Here is a 17,814-nt window from a genome sequence, read left to right on the forward strand (position 1 = left end):
ACTATGACAGATCTGAAACAACACAAATATTATGTTAATCGTGAAATGAGTTGGTTAGCTTTTAATAAACGTGTGCTTGAAGAAGGGCGCGATACACAAAATCCTATCCTAGAGCGCGCTAATTTTTTGGCGATTACACAAAAAAACATGGATGAATGGTTCATGGTTCGTGTGGCAAGCTTACAACAACAAATGTTTGTAGGTCACGATAAGGTGGATGCATCTGGTTTATCGCCCAAACAACAGCTAATTAAAATTTCTGCCGCTGCAGGAGAACAAATTAAAAACCAGTACCAAATATTAAATCGTAGTATTATTCCGACCATGAAAAAGTTAGGTTTTTCATTGGTCCATAAAAATGATTTGACGAATGCACAAGTTAACTTTTTAAAGAAATTTTTTGAGAAGGAGTTACGTCCAGTCTTAACGCCGATGGCGATTGATAGTACACGACCATTTCCTTTTTTGGCAAATGATACGTTAAATATTGGTGTCCGTCTGAAAAAAAACGACGAAAAATCTGAAAAATATATTGCAGTATTACAGGTTCCAGAAACCTCTGGACGAGTAATCGCACTACCAGAAGAAAATCAAGTGATTTTAGTAGAAGATGTTGTGCAACTATTTTTAGATGCGCTTTTTCCAGGTTATACCATTAAAGAATCAAATGTTTTTCATATTTTACGTGATATGGAATTAGATGTTGATGATGATGAAGATACGCCCAATATTTTGCAAGAAGTACAAAGTAAATTGCAAGAACGGGAGCGTGGACAAGTTATCCGTGTGATTGTAAGTGCGAACACGGGTAAAATGTTGATGACCCAACTCATCAAAGCCTTACAGGTCCCTGATGATAGAATTTATGAAGTGAGTGGTCCGATTGATTTAACATTCATCAGTTCATGGTTGAAAGTAATTGATGCACCTACACTAGAATATACATCATTTCATGGGTACGAAAATCCCGACTTGACCGCTGATAAAATATTTGAAAGTATACGAAAACGCGATTATCTGTTGCATCACCCCTATGATTCATTTAAGCCAGTAGTTCAGTTTATTCAAACAGCTGCTATAGATGATGATGTGCTAGCCATTAAAATGACTCTATACCGTGTATCCGGCAATTCACCAATTATTAAGGCACTCTCTGATGCTGCTCAACGTGGCAAGCAGGTAACGGTATTGCTTGAAATCAAGGCACGCTTTGACGAGGAAAATAATGTCCATTGGGCGCGTGAATTAGAGCAAAAGGGCGTCCATGTGGTCTATGGACTTCGTGGACTAAAAGTGCATGCTAAAATGGCCATGGTAGTGCGACGGGAAAGTGATACTATTCGTCGATATGTCCATCTCGCTACTGGAAACTATAATGATGTTACAGCGAATTTTTATACGGATCTTGGATTGCTAACAGTGGATAGCGAATTAGGTGCAGATGTGGCTTCGATTTTTAATATTCTAACGGGTTACTCTGATCCGAGTTTTTTTCATCAACTGCATATGTCACCTAATGGCATTCGTGAGTTTATTTATGAAAAAATAAACGTCGAAATTAAGAATGCTAAGGCAGGAAAACCATCCGGTATTAAGATGAAATTCAATTCGTTATCTGATGAACGAATGATTCGTCATTTGTATGAAGCAAGTGAAGCCGGTGTACCAGTAGAATTGATAGTTCGAGGAATTACAATGCTCAAGGTTGGTATTCCAAAAGTCAGTGAAACGATAGCTGTGCATTCAATTGTTGGCCGTTTTTTGGAACATAGTCGGGTGTTCATCTTTCATAATGATGATAGTCCACAAGTTTATTTATCTTCTGCAGATTTAATGACAAGAAACTTAGATCGACGTGTTGAATTGTTATTCCCAATTCGCAATGCTGGTTTGTCTCAACAGGTGATTAATATTTTTGAAATCATGTGGGCAGATAATGTTAAAACACGTGTCTTACAACCAGATGGATCGTTTGATAAAATTGATCGTAGAGGCTTATCCTCTGTTAACGCACAAGAAATGTTTATAGCTGAATCTATGGTCAAACAAATTGAGTTAAAGCAACAACAGGACCGAGAAAATACGCAAAAAGAATTTGAGCCAATCAACAACCCGTTTATAGGAGGTGAATCATGACTGTTATAGCAGTAATAGATTTAGGATCGAACTCAGTACGGATGACAATTAGTAGATATCATCAAGATGGTCATTATGAAGTAGTGAATAGATTACAAGAGATGGTACGCCTCTCTGAAGGAATGAGTGAAAATAAAGTTTTACAACCTGAGGCTATTAAACGTACGATGAACGCCTTGAAGAATTTCAAGGAAACGCTGGACAAGTATCCAAAAGCGAAAATAAGAGCAGTGGCCACTGCAGCTGTCCGACAAGCAACAAACCAAATGGCATTTTTGACGGAATTTGAAGAAACAATGGGTTTCACGCTGCAAGTACTAACAGGTGAAGAAGAGGCACACTATGATTACGTTGGTATTGTTAATACACTAAACATAAACGATGCCTTAATTTTGGATACTGGTGGTGCCTCTGCAGAATTGATTTTAGTTCGAAACAAAGAATCAGTTCACGAAATAAGTCTGCCTATTGGCGCAGTGACGATTAGCGAAATGTTTCTTGAGAAGGATGTTATTAATGCGGATTCTTTGTTTCAAGCAACTGTAGCCTTAAGGCAAATGTTTGGAGATGTTTCTTGGCTCAGTGATGCCATGCATTTGCCGTTGGTGGCATTGGGTGGTAGCAATCGTACTTTAGCTAAAATTTCTCGACGTCAGCGAAAAATCACTGATATGCCAATTCATGGATACCATCTGAGTAAGCAAGATGCAACAGATATATATCAAAAGATATTAAGTAAAAATCTAGTTGAACGACAGAAAATGGCTGGCTTAGCCAAGGATCGTGGTGACATTATTGTCGGTGGCTTATTGCCGTTGGTAGAACTGCTGCTTTTTCTAGGCGGACAGCAGGTCATATTCTCACAAGCTGGTCTGCGGGAAGGTATTTTATTTGAAACGATTAGGCAAGAGACAGGGCAACATGTTATTGCGCCAGAACCCGCTTCAATGACGATAGACTAATAAAAAACAGCCAATATGATTATTGGCTGTTTTTTATTTATTTAATGATCCACCCGGGAGTCGAACCCGGATTTCAAGAACCGGAATCTTGCGTGCGATCCATTACACTAGCGGATCATAACTATTCAATTATAGCCTATTTTACTGGAATTTCAAAGTAAGTTTCGTCACCAATGTCAAATAATATATGCCCAGAAAACTGGTTCATCAAATCTGATTGAAACTTGGTCAGGTCTTCTTCAGATACTGGGACTACGACGTGAACATTTGTATCATACTGTGTGTCTATTATTTGATAATTATGGCTGTTTAGCCAATAATTTAATGTTTCGCCATGCTTATAATCAATGCTGATAGTAACTTGTAGACGTGTTAGTCGTTCCACAAAGTCAATTGACTCAAGTCCTTCAGCAATCGTGCCAGCGTAAGCACGGATCAGTCCGCCTGCCCCTAATTTAATACCACCAAAATAGCGAGTTACTACTGCAACAACATCATGTAGATCATTTTTTTGTAAGACCTCTAGCATTGGTATGCCAGCCGTACCACTCGGTTCACCATTATCACTATAGCGCTTAATGCTATCATTGTCACCTAAGACATAAGCAAAAACATTATGGCTGGCTTTATAGTGGATTTTATTTATTTTTTCTATAAAATCTCGAGCGTCATTTTCGGAAGTAATACGTGCCATGTTTAAAATGAAACGTGATTTTTTAATTTCTTTTTCCCATGTGAATGCTGTGGGCTTAATTGTGAAATATTTTACCATATAACGTATTATACAGCATGAATGATGAATATTTCTATGGTCGTCAAATTGTCCAACCAAAAGTGGAAACAACGACTAAACATATTATTGAACCTTTTATTGGGAAGAAGTGCCAACGGTGCGGACAGAAGAATACCGAGGAATTGCCTAACCAACATTATTACTGTAACGCTTGTTTGATATTAGGGCGAGTTAGTTCTCTTGATAATTTAGTTTCGTTACCGGAACCAAATCAATTTTCTGGTACTGCTAAAATGACATGGCAAGGTGAATTGACGCAACAACAGGAAAAAGTTAGCAATGAACTATTGGTGACTTTGTTTCAAAAAGGGGAACATTTAGTGTGGGCGGTTACTGGTGCGGGTAAAACTGAAATGTTATTCCCGGTTATCCACAAAGCATTGTGTCAAAGACTACGTGTAGCGATTGTTTCACCACGCGTAGATGTCATTGTGGAGTTAGCACCACGAATTCAGTCGGCATTTGAAGAAACTGAGCTAATGATATTACATGGCAACCAAAAAGAAAACTATCGATATACACAGTTAGTTTTAGCGACCACACATCAGATGTTGCGGTTTTATCATGCTTTCGATCTTGTTATTGTCGATGAAGTTGATAGTTTTCCGTTTGCAGGGGATGCCATGCTGGCTTATGCGGTGAATAAAGCCCGAAAGGAGAACAGTGCTTTAATTTATTTAACTGCGACACCAACACTAGCAATGCGAAAAAAAGCAGGTAAAAAATTACCGACCTCTTATTTGCCATTAAGATTTCACCAGCATGTCTTACCTGAAATAAAAGTAAGATTAGTTAGCAACTGGCGTAAAAGGCTACCGAACGTCATCAAAAAACAAATTATTCAGCTCATTACATCTAAACAACGATTTTTAATTTTTGTGCCAAAAGTCTCTGATTTAAAACCGCTACATCAAAAATTGCATCAATTATTTCCAAGTGTACAAAGTGATTACGTACATGCAGCTGATCCATTTCGACAAGAAAAAGTTAAAAAAATGCGTGACGAAAAGTTACAGTATTTAATTACGACTACAATATTAGAAAGAGGGGTTACTTTCCCAAGAATCGACGTATTAATTATAGGAGCAGACGATAAAACATTTAGTGAAAATGCGCTAGTCCAAATTGCAGGTCGTGTAGGGCGTAGTGCCGATCGACCCACTGGTTTAGTACAAGCATATGTACAACATATCAATTTAAAGGTTAGGGCAGCACAAAAACAGATTATCATGATGAATCGTCGTGGGGAAAAATTAAAGCGTAGAATGGACAACTAAAAAAGGAGAAGCTATGCATTGTGCATTGTGTCAAACACAATTATTTGAAGTAAATTCATTTTTGCAGTTTTTTGGCCTAATAAGACATGAAAATAGTGTGTTGTGTGAAAGTTGTCGTCACAATTTTGATGCAATCAATGATCAAAGTTGTCCAGCGTGCGGGCGACAGCAACTAAATAATGACGCATGTTACGACTGCCAAAGGTGGCAATTGAATAACAGGCCCAGCCTTCATCATCGGGCATTGTATCAATACAATGATGCCATGCGATTATTTATGCAACAATATAAATTTAATGGTGACTACAAACTACGTAAAATTTTTAATCGTGAGTTAATAAACCTAGTTCATACTTCAGATATGGATTTGGTAGTAGCAGTTCCTGTTAGCCAGCATACGATGATGACACGTGGATTTAATCAAGTAGCTAGCCTTCTAGAAGGCATTGAATTAACAGAAGCCTTACAAGTTAAGGTAACGAAAAAAATGCAACAATCACATTTTAATCGCAGAGCTCGCATGAAAAGAGAACAGCCATTTTCCATAATCGACGAAAAAATTATTGAAGGACAAAGTATTTTACTTGTAGATGATGTATATACGACTGGTAGCACATTGCACCACGCTGCCGATTTATTATTAGCACATGGGGCTGATTCTGTGAAAAGCATTTCATTAGCACGATGAAAATGAAGAAATTGTAATTTCGCGGTAAACGCTTACAGATATGTTATAATGATGATAGAACCAATATAAAATAACTGACTTGATGATAATATTTAGAATTTTATCATTAAAGAAGGAAATTTGGAGGAATTAGTTTATGTTAGATTACAATGTACGTGGTGAAAATATCACAGTCACAGATGCAATTCGTGAATATGTGGAAAAACGCTTGACGAAATTAAATCGTTATATCGAAGAAAATGCCAAGGCCAACGTTAACTTGCGCACATACAAGTCTGACAATTCTGGTAAGGTTGAAGTAACTATTGTGTTGCCTTACGTAGTTTTGCGAGCTGAAGATACTAATCAAGATTTATACGCAGCTGTTGATAATGTTTCTGAAAAAGTAGAACGACAAATTCGTAAGTATAAGACAAAGATCAATCGTAAATCCAGAGAAACTGGATTTAAAGGTATTGATTCGAAGGGTGAAATTCCTGAAGAAGAGGTAGATGATTCTGCTCTACAAATTGTTCGTACTAAGCAGGTTGATTTGAAACCTATGTCACCTGAGGAAGCTGCCTTGCAAATGGATTTACTAGGACATGTGTTCTTTATCTTCAAAGATGCAGAGTCAAATACTGATTCAGTAATCTATAAGCGGGCTGATGGAAAGTATGGCTTGCTTGAAACAGCTGAATGATATGCGTCATTGTGTATTATCAACTGCAAAGTGGGGAACATTTTTCCATAATTTAGTTAAGAATCGTAAAAGTTTATAAAGTTATCCAAAAGACCAGTTCAATTGCGTATGCTATATTAAGCAGAGTTTAAATTGAAGAGGTCTTTTATGTTTGGTTGGCAAACGATATTAAAAAATAAACACAGTTTAGTTAAGTGGCTATTAGCAATGGTGATTCCAGTAATTTTAGTTGCTGGGTACCTTGGAGCAACTAGTCATGTAACTCAGCATGCGAACCGTTTAAAGGTCGCTGTTGTTAATTTAGATAAGCCAGCGCAGTTTGAAGGTGAACAACAAAGCGTTGGTGCTAAATTGACTGATCAATTTAAGGCCAGTAAAAAGTTAGTGGTCAAGAAGTATAGTTCAGAGAAGTCAGCTCGAGAAGCCTTAAAGTTGGGACAGATTAGTAGTGTTATTGTTTTCCCAAATAAGATGACGCAGCAGTTGGCCAACTTTAAAAGTTCAGGCAAGAACGTGAATGTTAAACAAGTCATAGCTACTGGTAATAATCAATTTGCTACACAATATACGAGTCGTGTACTCGAAGACTTGATTAATGAAGCCAATGTAAAGTTGAGCATGGGTATCTCAAACGACTCTACCTTGAAAAATTTAGCAAAGCAAAGCAATAGTTTGGCGGACAAAACATCCGATTTGCAAGCCAATTTACAAGCTGTTGGGAATGCTATTGATACAGATACAGCTAAAGATTTGCAAACAGATGCGAGTGATTTAGCAACACAGTTAGCAACTTATTCTGTTGAGCTTAATACGGCCATTAGTAATAGTGACACCGACAAAATTAAAGAAGCAGCAGCTAAGATAAACGACGTTTCCTACAAAATGCAAACAACGGTAGTAGGGGGAATTAGTAATATTGTTGTGAATTTGAATAATACACAGGCTTTGAGTCAGAAGTCTGGTATTATCCAAACCGAAGCCACATCCGTAAAAAACGGTCAAACTGCTATCTCCAATAAATTAAAATCACTGCTTGGGGATAAGTCCGAGACGACCACTTCCTTGACGCAAATGCTTACGCTAAACATAACTGACATTAAGCCAGTTAAAAACGATGGACAAGTCATTTTGCCACAGGTATTGGCAGTTGGTGTGACAGTAATGGCAATACTATTTGGTTTGGTATTACCAATTAAACCAGAAAAGCCAGAAGCACTTGCGCTTGAACAATGGTGGGATAATTTCCAAATTGGTGGTCTATTGAGTGTTGTAGGTGCGTTGTTAATGACAACCAGTGTATTATTGTGGAAAATACCAATCACTCATTTTTGGTTCATTGTAGGAGTTGTCATACTAGCCGAGTGGATAATGCTAAGTTTTGTTTGGTACCTGAAACAACTATTTGGTCAAGCAGGCTGGTGGTTAGCTACAGGAATATCTGTTTTACAACTGATTATAGTTGCTGTTAGTTATCCAGCAATTGTACAAGATACAGCATTTGGTATTTCTAGACCATTTTGGCCATTAACAGCACTAATAAGTGCTGTCAACCACATTACGTTTAGTGGTGAAATACAGCAAAACGTAATGATCTTAGTAATTTGGTGGATTATACTTACTATTTTATTAGTCTCACAGTATCGTTTTAGGCAACGAAAAAGTTTGACAGAAAAAATTGATGAATAAAAAAAGCGAGCACATTTGAGCTCGCTTTTTTTTTGTCAATAAATTATGAATTAAATATAGTTGAATCATCGTTAAAGTTAGTAATTTTAGCATGGTCAGCAGCTAATTCAAGTTGCGTAACAGCACCATTTTTAACACTAATCTTGGCAAAATCATGATAGCCAAAATAATCAACAATAGCACGAATAGCTGTACCATGAGAGACAATTAGTACATTATCTCCATCTTGATGACGAGAAAGAATATCGTCAAAACCGTGTTGTATACGGTTTATAAACTGTTGATAGTCCTCTGCAATTTTGAAAGGGTCGCCTTCACGAATCAAGTCCATTGCTGCAGGCATACCATATTTAGCGATAACATCGGAAAAATCTGAGAAGGTATCATTTTTATAAGCACCAAGAGTTGTTAAGGCTAAGCCAGTGTGTACACCTTCAAAATAGCCAAAGTTTTCTTCACGGAAGTCTGGTAATTGGATAGCTTGATTGGGTGAATCAGATTTATTGTTGACTAAGATATATTGTGATGTGTGGATAGTTCGTGTTAAGCCAGATGAATAAGCACCATCGAAGTGTACGTTGGCCAGTCGAGTACCGGCTGCATAACCGTCTTGAATCCCTTTTTCTGTTAAGGGTGCATCGGACCAGCCTTGGAAACGATGCAAAAGATTAAAATAGGTTTCGCCATGGCGTACCATGTAGATGTTGACTGTCATAAGTTTCCTCCTGAAGATAACTATTTCCATTTTACCACAAGTGTTTTGGTAGCAGAATGAAAAAGATGCATTCCCGAAGGAATACATCTTTGATTAATTGGCAGCAACTTCATCTTCAGAATTTTTTTCTGAGGCTGCTTCATCCTCGTCAAAAATACCATTTTGATTTAAATCATCTTTTGGTAAAGGCAATTCTTTGACAATGAATTGAGAAATATAAGCATTATCATAATCCAATGCTGTCAACTCAAAGTTGGCGACTTTCATAGTGTCTCCGGCACGGAATTCGGGGTCATGATTCAAGACATATCCAGTTAAGGTAACTGCATCGTCATTTTCAAGTTCTTTGATATTGCGATTAAAGTAACGTTCAAAATCGTATAATGTCATCTTACCTGAGATCTTAAAACGGTGATCTCCGAGCTTTTCGATATAGTCATCAGAAACATCATCAATTTCATCACGTACGGTACCAAACAGTTCTTCATAAATATCTTTGTCAGTAATTAGTCCAGAAGTACCACCATATTCATCAACAACAATTGCAATAGGAGAACGCTTTATAATCATTTCATCCATGACATCATGTAAATCCATATTTTCTGGAACAGCTGGAATATCACGCATAATTTTGGAAACTGGATCAGATGACTTAATACGTGCTTGTCGTACTAAATCATAATTGAAAACATAGCCCAAAACTTTATCTTTATCGTTATCCGCTACAACGGGAAAACGTGAATATCGTTCTTGTAAGTATAAGTTGAGTCCATCCGCAATTGAGGCCGTAACATCGATGATGGTCATGGATGTACGATCGATCATTATGTCCACAGCGACTTTATCATTCATTTCAAACGCACGTTGCATGAAAGTAAGGTCTTCTTCATCTAGTTCACCAGCTGCTGCTGCATTCTTAGACAACGACAAAATTTCGGTTTGAGAATAAATGTCCTCTTCACCGTCTGTCCGGAAGCCAAGTAAATGGGTAATACCGTTTGACAAGTGATCTAATGTCCAAATCAAAGGAAACAAAGCAATATGGAAGAATCGTACAGGACGTACAATAAAGAGTAACACCTTGACCGGTGACTCAATTGCAATGTTCTTCGGTACTAAGTCGGTAAATACAGCGTGGACAATCGTGAAAATGATCATAGCGGCGACAGAAGCTACCGCGTGAGCATATTCAGCTGGGATAATCCCAGATCCAAGTATGATTTCAGCAACGGTTTCTTCACCAATCCAACCTAAAATCAAACTTGTTAACGTAATTCCGACTTGTGCAGTTGAAAGATATTCAGTTAAATGTGTTGTCATATAAATAGCATTGCTAATGTTACGTGAAGGCTTTTCACGAGTTTCTTGCAATGCCTTTAATGCACTTAAACGTACTTTTACTAATGAATATTCTGTTAAAGTAAACAAAATAGCTAGTAAAAGGACCACCAAAATAATGAAAAAATTGATGATCATAGACGGACCAGAATCCAAATTCGTAAACCTCTTTTCATATTATAACTAATACACATTATAACAAAGATCGTATGAGGACGTTGGATTTTATAACTTTCTTAAGGGTGACTATTGTCAGTATTAGACGTTTCTATGAAGTTAATGGGAAGGGAACAAACATATGGTTCTTGCGAGCAATTCAATATGATTTATAAAAAAAGTATGGTATTATAGAAATCTAAACAACATGCATGCATCAATGGAAATCCTTGATATAATAGGATTCTTTCCTTTTTATTGTCCTTTTATTTTCTAGCAGCCTTTTTTAAATAGGTTATTCAATTCATAAGAACATGCGTTCGCTGAGACAAAATTAGGGCTTGAAGAATTAATTAAAAAGGGTAAACTTAAAGTCAGTAGTTATTAGATTCAAAACAGAGGAAATAAATATAAAAGAGGTCGGTGTCATGGAAAAAGTTACAGTATATACAAAATACAATTGTGTGCAATGCAAGATGACCAAAAAGTTTTTAGAAGCGCAAGGTATACCTTTTAAAGAAATTAACATTGAAGAGGAAACACAATTTGTTGAGGAATTGAAGGCTAATGGTCATCGCCAAACACCGGTTGTGGCGGTGGAAGGCCTACCAGCATTTTCCGGATTCCGTCCTGATGTGCTAAAGAAAATTTCTGCTTGATTTTCGTTAACATCGTGCGGTGCAAAGCTTAGCGGTGTTTTTTATTACATTTTTTCTAGTAAGAGTGTTGATAAATTGCAGAAGTTTGTTGTCAATCAAAGGTAGTTCAAAATATAAAGTGTCAACACGGCAATCGATCACATTCAAAACCAAAGGACAATAAACTGATGTCATTAAAAGAGTTAGATTTAGAAAACGTAACATATTTTGATTTAAACAATCAAGTAAATATTCCAAAGAACAATGAAATTCAGCTTGATAAAGATCAAGAGGCATTGAACGCTTTTTTGGATGAGAATGTTTTGCCCAATGTGATGCATTTTGATTCCTTGCAAGAACGTCTGGATTGGATGTTTGATCATCGCTTCTTGGAACGTGAATTTATTCAAAAATACAACCTAACATTCATTGAAAAGTTATATACATATTTAGCGGGTGAACATTTTAAGTTTAAATCCTTTATGGCGGCCTTCAAGTTCTATAATCAATATGCGCTTAAAACTAATGATGGTGCATATTATATTGAAACATATGAAGATCGTGTTGCCATGAATGCTTTATATTATGCAGATGGGAATGAGAATTTGGCACTGCGTTTGGCTGATGAAATGATACATCAACGCTATCAACCAGCGACACCATCTTTCTTAAACGCGGGCCGAGCTCGACGCGGAGAATTGGTATCGTGCTTTATTATTCAGACTTCAGATGATATGAACTCAATTGGGCGGACCATCAATTCAGCGCTGCAACTATCCAAAATGGGTGGTGGCGTTGGTATCAATCTTTCAAATGTGCGTGAGGCTGGTGCACCAGTCATGGGTATCGATAATGCTGCCGGTGGTGTAGTGCCAATTATGAAATTGTTAGAGGACTCGTTTACATTTTCATCACAAGTTGGTGCTCGTCAAGGAGCCGGCGTCGTTTATTTATCAGTTTTTCACCCTGATATTTTATCTTTCTTATCCACTAAGAAGGAAAACGCTGACGAAAAGATACGAGTAAAAACATTATCTCTTGGGTTGACTGTCCCAGATAAATTTTATGATTTAGTCAAGCAAAATGAGACAATGTACTTGTTTAGCCCAGACGATGTTGAGAAGGTTTATCAACAACCGTTTAATTACGTTGATATTACTGCCGAATATGACAACATGGTCGCTAACGATAAAATCCGCAAGCAACGTATCGACGCGCGATCCCTTGAAGAAGAAATATCTAAGTTACAACAAGAATCGGGTTACCCATATATCATTAATATTGATACAGCTAATCGAACTAATCCAGTTCCTGGTAAGATTGTATCTTCTAACCTGTGTTCAGAGATATTACAAGTACAAACGCCGTCAGAAATTGACAATGAACAACATTATACAAAATTAGGTTCGGATATTAGTTGTAACTTAGGGTCGATTAATATCGTAAACATGATGAACACGAATGATTTCGGTGGATCTGTGGATACAATGGTCCGGGCACTAACCTTTGTATCCGATTCGTCTAATTTGGATGTTGTTCCTTCAATCGATTTAGGTAACAAAGAAAAACATGCCATCGGCTTGGGTGCTATGGGACTAGCAGCATATTTTGCACAAAATAAGATGTACTATGGAGATGAAGAAGCATTAGACTTTACATCAACATTTTTCATGATGCTGAATTATTATTCTATTAAATCTTCAATGGGCATTGCAAAAGAACGGCATGAAACGTTTTATCAGTTTGATCAATCGGGTTATGCGGATGGAACATACTTTGACAAGTACGTTGAAAAGAATTGGACGCCAAAAACCGAAAAAGTGGCAAAAGCCTTTGCTGGTTTTGATGTGCCAACAGAACAAGACTGGGCACAGTTAAAAGAAGACGTAGCAAAATACGGTATGTATAATGCCTATCGTCATGCAATCGCGCCAACAGGTTCTATTTCTTATGTTAACGATGCAACGGCCTCTTTGTTGCCAATTGTTAACAAAATTGAAGAACGTCAAGAAGGTATGATTGGTAAGGTTTACTATCCAGCACCGGGATTAAGCAATGAAACAATGCCGTATTATGTTTCAGCGTACGATACAGATATGCGTAGAGTAATTGATGTATATGCTGCTGCACAAGAACATATTGATCAAGGAATGGCGTTGACATTATTTATGCGTTCTACATTACCTGAACATTTGTACGAATGGAAAAATAATCGTACAAATAAAATGACGACGCGCGATTTGACCATTTTGCGTAACTATGCCTTTAACAAGGGGATAAAATCGCTTTATTATGTTCGTACGTTTACAGATGACAACCAAGAATCAGGTGTTAATGAATGTGAAAGTTGCTCAATTTAATTTAAAAGAGCGCTTAGCTATGAAATGAAGGAATTAATGACAACTATAAATATTCTTTATGCCTCTACTGAAGGTAATACAAAAGCGTTTATTGAAAAGTTAGCAGCTGTTGCTGAATCTAATGGTGATGGATTTTCCGCGCGTTTAATTGGTGATGAAACAGAATATGCAAATGAAACACAACCCTATGTTGCTTTCGTGCCGACTTATCTAACAGGCGGTACTGGAACAGGACCGGAAGTTAAAGAAATTTTTACAAATGCCTTGGGCGATTATATTGCATTTGGTAATAATGCGCGATACTTAAAAGGGGTGGTTGGTTCAGGAAACCGAAACTTCAACATCCAATTTAACTTGACAGCGATTCGCTATGGAAAAAACTTTGATGTTCCAATGATTGCAGCCTATGAATTGCGAGGTAGCAAGTTTGATGCAGAAAAGATATATAATAAGATAAAACCTTATTTTGGAGAATGACAATGGCACATATAAACAACGGTTCATACACAGCGATTAACTGGAATAACATTGAAGATGAATTAGATAAGGCGACATGGGAAAAGTTAACACAACAGTTTTGGCTAGACACCCGAATTCCTATTTCAAATGATTTACGTACTTGGCGTGGTAACATGTCCGAACAAGAACGCCAAACAATGAACTTGGTCTTTGGCGGCTTAACAACTTTGGATACATTACAATCACAAGATGGTATGGCGCAATTAAAGTTAGATGCCACGAATCAAAAAGAAGAAGCGGTATTGAATAATATTCAATTCATGGAATCAGTTCATGCCAAGTCATATTCATCAATTTTCGAAACACTAAATGAAAAAGTTGAGATTGAAAAGATTTTTGAATGGGCAGATTCTAACGAGTTTTTACAATATAAGGCGAATAGAATTAACGATATTTACCATAATGGTTCAGCGTTACAGAAAAAAATTGCTTCGGTTTTCTTAGAAACTTTCTTATTCTACTCAGGTTTTTACACACCATTGTATTTCTTGGGGCATAATAAAATGTTAAATGTGGCGGAGATTATTAAACTAATTATTCGTGATGAATCGGTTCACGGTACGTACATTGGCTATAAGTTCCAAATTGGGTTTAATAAAATTTCGGCTGAAGAACGTACAGAACTACAAAGCTGGATGTATGATCTGTTATATGAATTGTACGAAAATGAAGAGAAATATACACACGAGTTATATGATGACTTAGGTTGGACTGAACAAGTGCTCACATTTTTACGGTATAATGCTAATAAAGCTTTGATGAACTTAGGCCAAGAGCCAATGTTCCCTGACGGGGCTGAAGATGTTAACCCGGTTGTTATGAATGGTATTTCAACTTCTACAGCAAATCATGACTTCTTCTCAGGTGTTGGAAATGGTTATTTATTGGGTGAAGTTGAAGCAATGAATGATGATGATTATAATATTGGATTAGACTAAAAAAGAATCGCAATTGCGATTCTTTTTTATTTAAACTTCATCATGTGAGAAGAAGGATAGTGATGTAAGAAGTTTTGCTAATACTGGGTACAACTTCCCAGCAAATATAATCCAAGCGTATGCAAACAAGACAGCAGCTATTGTATCGCTTAAGTAATGTGCGTTAAAGTATATTCGTGACATTAAAGTCATTACGCCAATAACAGTTATTGCCCAAGAAATTAAGAACTGTTTTCGTGGCGATTCGATGTTAGGAATAACAAGCAAGGAAAGGATGAATATGACTGAAAATATACCAAACACATGACTGCTAGGGAATGAGGACCCTTGGTCGCTGAGTAAATGACCAACCGGACGGCTCCTATCGACGCTAAGTCGAATAATGGTATTGAAAATATTTCCTAGAATAATTGTGGTAACCGCCCAAATGGCTGGAATACGCAAATTAGCAAGTAGTAAGATGGCCGCTAGAATCAACACATAAATGACATCAAGGATGGGTGAACCTAGAAAGGAAAATACAGTCATCAAGATATCATTTAGACCAGTTTGAATGCCTGCCATGAATGAATGAATGCTATTATCAATGATGGTTGGAAATATAAACTTTATTTTGACAAAAACACTAATAATAAGGGCAGATATAAAGCAGATAATCGCATAACGCAATTGCTTATTTTTTACGGAAATAATCATTGTACTGATCTCCAGAAAGAGTTTTTTTAACTCCTTCTAGTATAAGGGATTCGCTATAGAAATTACAATACTATCATTTCTGCAATGCACAATCTTTATCTTCCAACGATGGAAAATTAGTTGCCTTTATAATCTGGGGCTAATTTGTTTACGGGTGGAGTGAACTTACGCATCGATTCAGCTAGATGTACAAAATTTGTTACTAAATGTTGGTTAGGTGCATTAACACCGTTTTTATCAGCCAAGTCTGCAATCCAACCGTTAATATAGTCCACTTCAGTTGGGCGTCCCTTGACAAAATCCTGATACATTGATGGGAAATGAAGCGGGTTACCAATATTTGAAACATAATCAACCTGCTTGACCATTTCATCGCGTGTTTCAATTAGTGTAATGCCTGCTGCCTCAGCAGCATCGTAAGCTTCATTAATTAATGGGCGAGCAATACCTTCAAGGAAGTTATCGTAGGCCATTAGCTGACCCATTCGTGACTGAAACATTGTGGCGATGGAATTTTCAACTGCGTTGAAAAATACTTTAGTCAATAGTGTACCCATAAAGTTTTCCGTATAAGAGGGGTTTAAGTGCGCTGCCTTGAAATCTTCTTGGATCTTATCCATAACCGTTGATGGTTTTTCGGTTAGATTAGCATAAACAGAGCTACCCATACTTTCTCCGCCCATGAAATCAACGTCGCCGTAATCATTTAAGACGGTGGCGATCATTGCTGTACCACCAATAATGTGTTCATCATCAAAATATTTTTGCAACTTTTCAATATGACCCATGCCGTTCATTGCACCGAGGGCAGTCTGTCCAGGTTTGAATTTTGGTGAAAGACGATCCAAGGTATCTTGGAGTTGCATTTGCTTCATGAAGAAAATCCAAACATCAGGGCTACCTTCATATTCTTCAGGAGAAAAAATGTTAATTTTAATTTCGTGACGGTCTTTGTGATCACGGGATTTCCAAACTTTATCACCTTGTTCGTGAATCTTATCGAGGCTTGCTTGCGTTGGTTCGACAAAATCAACGGGGACACCGGCATTTTCCTGAAGCAAAATGCCGTAACGAAGACCCATTGCACCGGCACCAACAACTGTGTATTTCATAATTATAATAACCTCCAAAGACTTGATGAGATAATACTAATCCTTTTATCACAAAAAGTCAATGTGATGGATGTATCAAATGGGAACTTTATTGACATCATGATGGCGTTTTTAATTTAAAGTAATCAATTAGCAAATCATATAACGTTCATTTAGCCTAGCTGATATAATATTAATGTATGCATATCGTATACTTAAACAATCAACAATATATCGCTCAAAGTGTTCACGCAACAACAATAGTTTCATTATTGTGTGTGTATATTTTGTTACGTCACACATTAAAGTCACTGCGCAATAAAAGCTTTTCATGGCGGGGTCTACTGGGGCGGGCTATTCTCTCGGTATATGCAACGTTGGTTGCTTCTTTTACACTAACCTTTTATAAATGGCCATCATTTGCAACATATTTGGCAGTGATAAAAGGATATGGCGGTTTTGGTCAGTACTCATTCGTCCATTTATCGCTGTTTAATGCAGATAATGTTGCCCTCAGCTGGTACCAGCTGACTGGTAATTTTATGTTACTGCTGCCGTTAGGGTTTATAGCTCCGTTCTTATTTCCAAAATGGCGGGGATTGCTTCGTATTGTGCCAAGAATATTTTTAACAACGTTAACTATTGAAATCATTCAGGGAACTAGCACATTCTTTTATCTTTCAAATCGTATCTTTGATATGAATGATCTTGCTGTAAACACAGCTGGGGGTGTGGTGGGCTATGTTATCTATCTGATAACAATTTTCGTTATGAAAAAAGATAAAAATTTTGTTCCAAACCATGTTGAGAAAGGCAATTTAAATGAGCACAATCTTTATATTAAGTCTTAATCTTGTATGTATTTATTTTTTCTTTTGGCTAATTAAACCAATAAACTTTGCCAGATTTATGCCATATACACCGCGTCAAGCAGCTTTTTTGAAAGTGGTACTCTCCATCATAGGAGGATATCTTTTGGCTAGCTTTTTTGTTTCAGCAACAAATTGGGTTATTCAAATACCAAGCACAATATTGGGAAATTAGCTTTTTTAAATTATTAAAGATATTTTTAGTTGAGCATCCCACTTGTATGAGAATCAAGCGTAAAAAGGTCTTTACAATATGTTATAATTTAATAG

Annotated in this window: 17 protein-coding genes; 12 read left to right on the forward strand and 5 right to left on the reverse strand. The window is 37.0% G+C overall.

Translation table 11 applies throughout. The features are described 5' to 3' along the window. Positions 1 to 3 precede the first annotated feature (3 nt). Together RHP56_RS01175 and ppx are read left to right on the forward strand one after the other, a co-directional pair. Positions 4 to 2,136, forward strand: coding sequence for an RNA degradosome polyphosphate kinase (locus RHP56_RS01175; RefSeq protein ID WP_102753237.1), 2,133 nt, complete (start codon positions 4 to 6; stop codon positions 2,134 to 2,136). Next, on the forward strand, positions 2,133 to 3,098 hold the full coding sequence (ppx, locus tag RHP56_RS01180; protein WP_102753236.1) for an exopolyphosphatase: 966 nt from the start codon (positions 2,133 to 2,135) through the stop codon (positions 3,096 to 3,098). Before RHP56_RS01175 ends, ppx begins: the two co-directional genes overlap by 4 nt. Before the next feature lie 136 nt (positions 3,099 to 3,234). Here ppx and RHP56_RS01185 read toward each other — a convergent pair whose 3' ends face one another. Further along, a complete protein-coding gene (locus RHP56_RS01185; RefSeq protein WP_102753235.1) occupies positions 3,235 to 3,870 on the reverse strand; it encodes a YigZ family protein in 636 nt (211 codons plus the stop codon). A gap of 17 nt (positions 3,871 to 3,887) precedes the next feature. Here RHP56_RS01185 and RHP56_RS01190 point away from each other — a divergent pair, with 17 nt between their 5' ends. The 4 genes from RHP56_RS01190 to RHP56_RS01205 all read left to right on the forward strand — a co-directional run bounded on the left by RHP56_RS01190 (position 3,888) and on the right by RHP56_RS01205 (position 8,224). Further along, on the forward strand, positions 3,888 to 5,168 hold the full coding sequence (locus RHP56_RS01190) for an ATP-dependent helicase ComFA (RefSeq protein WP_011679154.1): 1,281 nt from the start codon (positions 3,888 to 3,890) through the stop codon (positions 5,166 to 5,168). A gap of 277 nt (positions 5,169 to 5,445) precedes the next feature. Then, complete coding sequence (locus tag RHP56_RS01195) at positions 5,446 to 5,856, forward strand: ComF family protein (protein WP_257999844.1); 411 nt, start codon at positions 5,446 to 5,448, stop codon at positions 5,854 to 5,856. A 136-nt stretch (positions 5,857 to 5,992) separates the two neighbouring features. After that, a complete protein-coding gene (gene hpf, locus RHP56_RS01200) occupies positions 5,993 to 6,538 on the forward strand; it encodes a ribosome hibernation-promoting factor, HPF/YfiA family (RefSeq protein ID WP_010291116.1) in 546 nt (181 codons plus the stop codon). A 147-nt stretch (positions 6,539 to 6,685) separates the two neighbouring features. Further along, positions 6,686 to 8,224, forward strand: a complete 1,539-nt coding sequence (locus tag RHP56_RS01205) for a YhgE/Pip domain-containing protein (RefSeq protein WP_011679156.1) — start codon at positions 6,686 to 6,688, stop codon at positions 8,222 to 8,224. Positions 8,225 to 8,267: 43 nt separating this feature from the next. Here RHP56_RS01205 and RHP56_RS01210 read toward each other — a convergent pair whose 3' ends face one another. Next, entirely contained in the window at positions 8,268 to 8,939 is a 672-nt protein-coding gene (locus tag RHP56_RS01210; RefSeq protein WP_025267703.1) for a histidine phosphatase family protein, read from the reverse strand. A gap of 93 nt (positions 8,940 to 9,032) precedes the next feature. After that, positions 9,033 to 10,433, reverse strand: coding sequence for a hemolysin family protein (locus RHP56_RS01215; RefSeq protein ID WP_011679157.1), 1,401 nt, complete (start codon positions 10,431 to 10,433; stop codon positions 9,033 to 9,035). 428 nt (positions 10,434 to 10,861) lie between these two features. On the opposite strand from RHP56_RS01215, the gene nrdH reads away from it, so the two are divergent. The 4 genes from nrdH (at position 10,862) to nrdF (ending at position 14,888) form a co-directional block, all read left to right on the forward strand. Further along, positions 10,862 to 11,092, forward strand: a complete 231-nt coding sequence (gene nrdH, locus RHP56_RS01220) for a glutaredoxin-like protein NrdH (protein ID WP_002815957.1) — start codon at positions 10,862 to 10,864, stop codon at positions 11,090 to 11,092. A gap of 167 nt (positions 11,093 to 11,259) precedes the next feature. Continuing rightward, on the forward strand, positions 11,260 to 13,431 hold the full coding sequence (nrdE, locus tag RHP56_RS01225) for a class 1b ribonucleoside-diphosphate reductase subunit alpha (protein WP_014324222.1): 2,172 nt from the start codon (positions 11,260 to 11,262) through the stop codon (positions 13,429 to 13,431). Between the two features lie 36 nt (positions 13,432 to 13,467). Further along, positions 13,468 to 13,908 (forward strand): class Ib ribonucleoside-diphosphate reductase assembly flavoprotein NrdI, encoded by a 441-nt coding sequence (locus RHP56_RS01230; RefSeq protein ID WP_002815955.1) that lies wholly within the window; start codon positions 13,468 to 13,470, stop codon positions 13,906 to 13,908. Positions 13,909 to 13,910: 2 nt separating this feature from the next. After that, positions 13,911 to 14,888, forward strand: coding sequence for a class 1b ribonucleoside-diphosphate reductase subunit beta (nrdF, locus tag RHP56_RS01235; RefSeq protein ID WP_010290839.1), 978 nt, complete (start codon positions 13,911 to 13,913; stop codon positions 14,886 to 14,888). 30 nt (positions 14,889 to 14,918) lie between these two features. Here nrdF and RHP56_RS01240 read toward each other — a convergent pair whose 3' ends face one another. Together RHP56_RS01240 and RHP56_RS01245 are read right to left on the reverse strand one after the other, a co-directional pair. Further along, positions 14,919 to 15,584 (reverse strand): phosphatase PAP2 family protein, encoded by a 666-nt coding sequence (locus RHP56_RS01240; RefSeq protein WP_010290837.1) that lies wholly within the window; start codon positions 15,582 to 15,584, stop codon positions 14,919 to 14,921. A 116-nt stretch (positions 15,585 to 15,700) separates the two neighbouring features. Continuing rightward, positions 15,701 to 16,696: a ketopantoate reductase family protein gene (locus RHP56_RS01245; protein WP_011679159.1), complete on the reverse strand. Its 996-nt coding sequence runs from the start codon at positions 16,694 to 16,696 to the stop codon at positions 15,701 to 15,703. 179 nt (positions 16,697 to 16,875) lie between these two features. Here RHP56_RS01245 and RHP56_RS01250 point away from each other — a divergent pair, with 179 nt between their 5' ends. Then, positions 16,876 to 17,526: a VanZ family protein gene (locus tag RHP56_RS01250; protein ID WP_102753232.1), complete on the forward strand. Its 651-nt coding sequence runs from the start codon at positions 16,876 to 16,878 to the stop codon at positions 17,524 to 17,526. Beyond that, entirely contained in the window at positions 17,498 to 17,719 is a 222-nt protein-coding gene (locus RHP56_RS01255; protein WP_010290833.1) for a DUF1146 domain-containing protein, read from the forward strand. Before RHP56_RS01250 ends, RHP56_RS01255 begins: the two co-directional genes overlap by 29 nt. The last annotated feature ends 95 nt before the right edge of the window (positions 17,720 to 17,814 follow it).

Source organism: Leuconostoc sp. C5 (assembly GCF_056530425.1).

Excerpts from the sequence above, each read along its gene's own strand:
- RHP56_RS01175 (WP_102753237.1), top strand. The coding sequence starts at position 4 with ATGACAGATCTGAAACAACACAAATATTATGTTAATCGTGAAATGAGT.
- ppx (WP_102753236.1), top strand. The coding sequence starts at position 2,133 with ATGACTGTTATAGCAGTAATAGATTTAGGATCGAACTCAGTACGGATG.
- RHP56_RS01185 (WP_102753235.1), bottom strand. The coding sequence starts at position 3,870 with ATGGTAAAATATTTCACAATTAAGCCCACAGCATTCACATGGGAAAAA.
- RHP56_RS01190 (WP_011679154.1), top strand. The coding sequence starts at position 3,888 with ATGAATGATGAATATTTCTATGGTCGTCAAATTGTCCAACCAAAAGTG.
- RHP56_RS01195 (WP_257999844.1), top strand. The coding sequence starts at position 5,446 with ATGCAACAATATAAATTTAATGGTGACTACAAACTACGTAAAATTTTT.
- hpf (WP_010291116.1), top strand. The coding sequence starts at position 5,993 with ATGTTAGATTACAATGTACGTGGTGAAAATATCACAGTCACAGATGCA.
- RHP56_RS01205 (WP_011679156.1), top strand. The coding sequence starts at position 6,686 with ATGTTTGGTTGGCAAACGATATTAAAAAATAAACACAGTTTAGTTAAG.
- RHP56_RS01210 (WP_025267703.1), bottom strand. The coding sequence starts at position 8,939 with ATGACAGTCAACATCTACATGGTACGCCATGGCGAAACCTATTTTAAT.
- nrdH (WP_002815957.1), top strand. The coding sequence starts at position 10,862 with ATGGAAAAAGTTACAGTATATACAAAATACAATTGTGTGCAATGCAAG.
- nrdE (WP_014324222.1), top strand. The coding sequence starts at position 11,260 with ATGTCATTAAAAGAGTTAGATTTAGAAAACGTAACATATTTTGATTTA.
- RHP56_RS01230 (WP_002815955.1), top strand. The coding sequence starts at position 13,468 with ATGACAACTATAAATATTCTTTATGCCTCTACTGAAGGTAATACAAAA.
- nrdF (WP_010290839.1), top strand. The coding sequence starts at position 13,911 with ATGGCACATATAAACAACGGTTCATACACAGCGATTAACTGGAATAAC.
- RHP56_RS01240 (WP_010290837.1), bottom strand. The coding sequence starts at position 15,584 with ATGATTATTTCCGTAAAAAATAAGCAATTGCGTTATGCGATTATCTGC.
- RHP56_RS01245 (WP_011679159.1), bottom strand. The coding sequence starts at position 16,696 with ATGAAATACACAGTTGTTGGTGCCGGTGCAATGGGTCTTCGTTACGGC.
- RHP56_RS01250 (WP_102753232.1), top strand. The coding sequence starts at position 16,876 with ATGCATATCGTATACTTAAACAATCAACAATATATCGCTCAAAGTGTT.
- RHP56_RS01255 (WP_010290833.1), top strand. The coding sequence starts at position 17,498 with ATGAGCACAATCTTTATATTAAGTCTTAATCTTGTATGTATTTATTTT.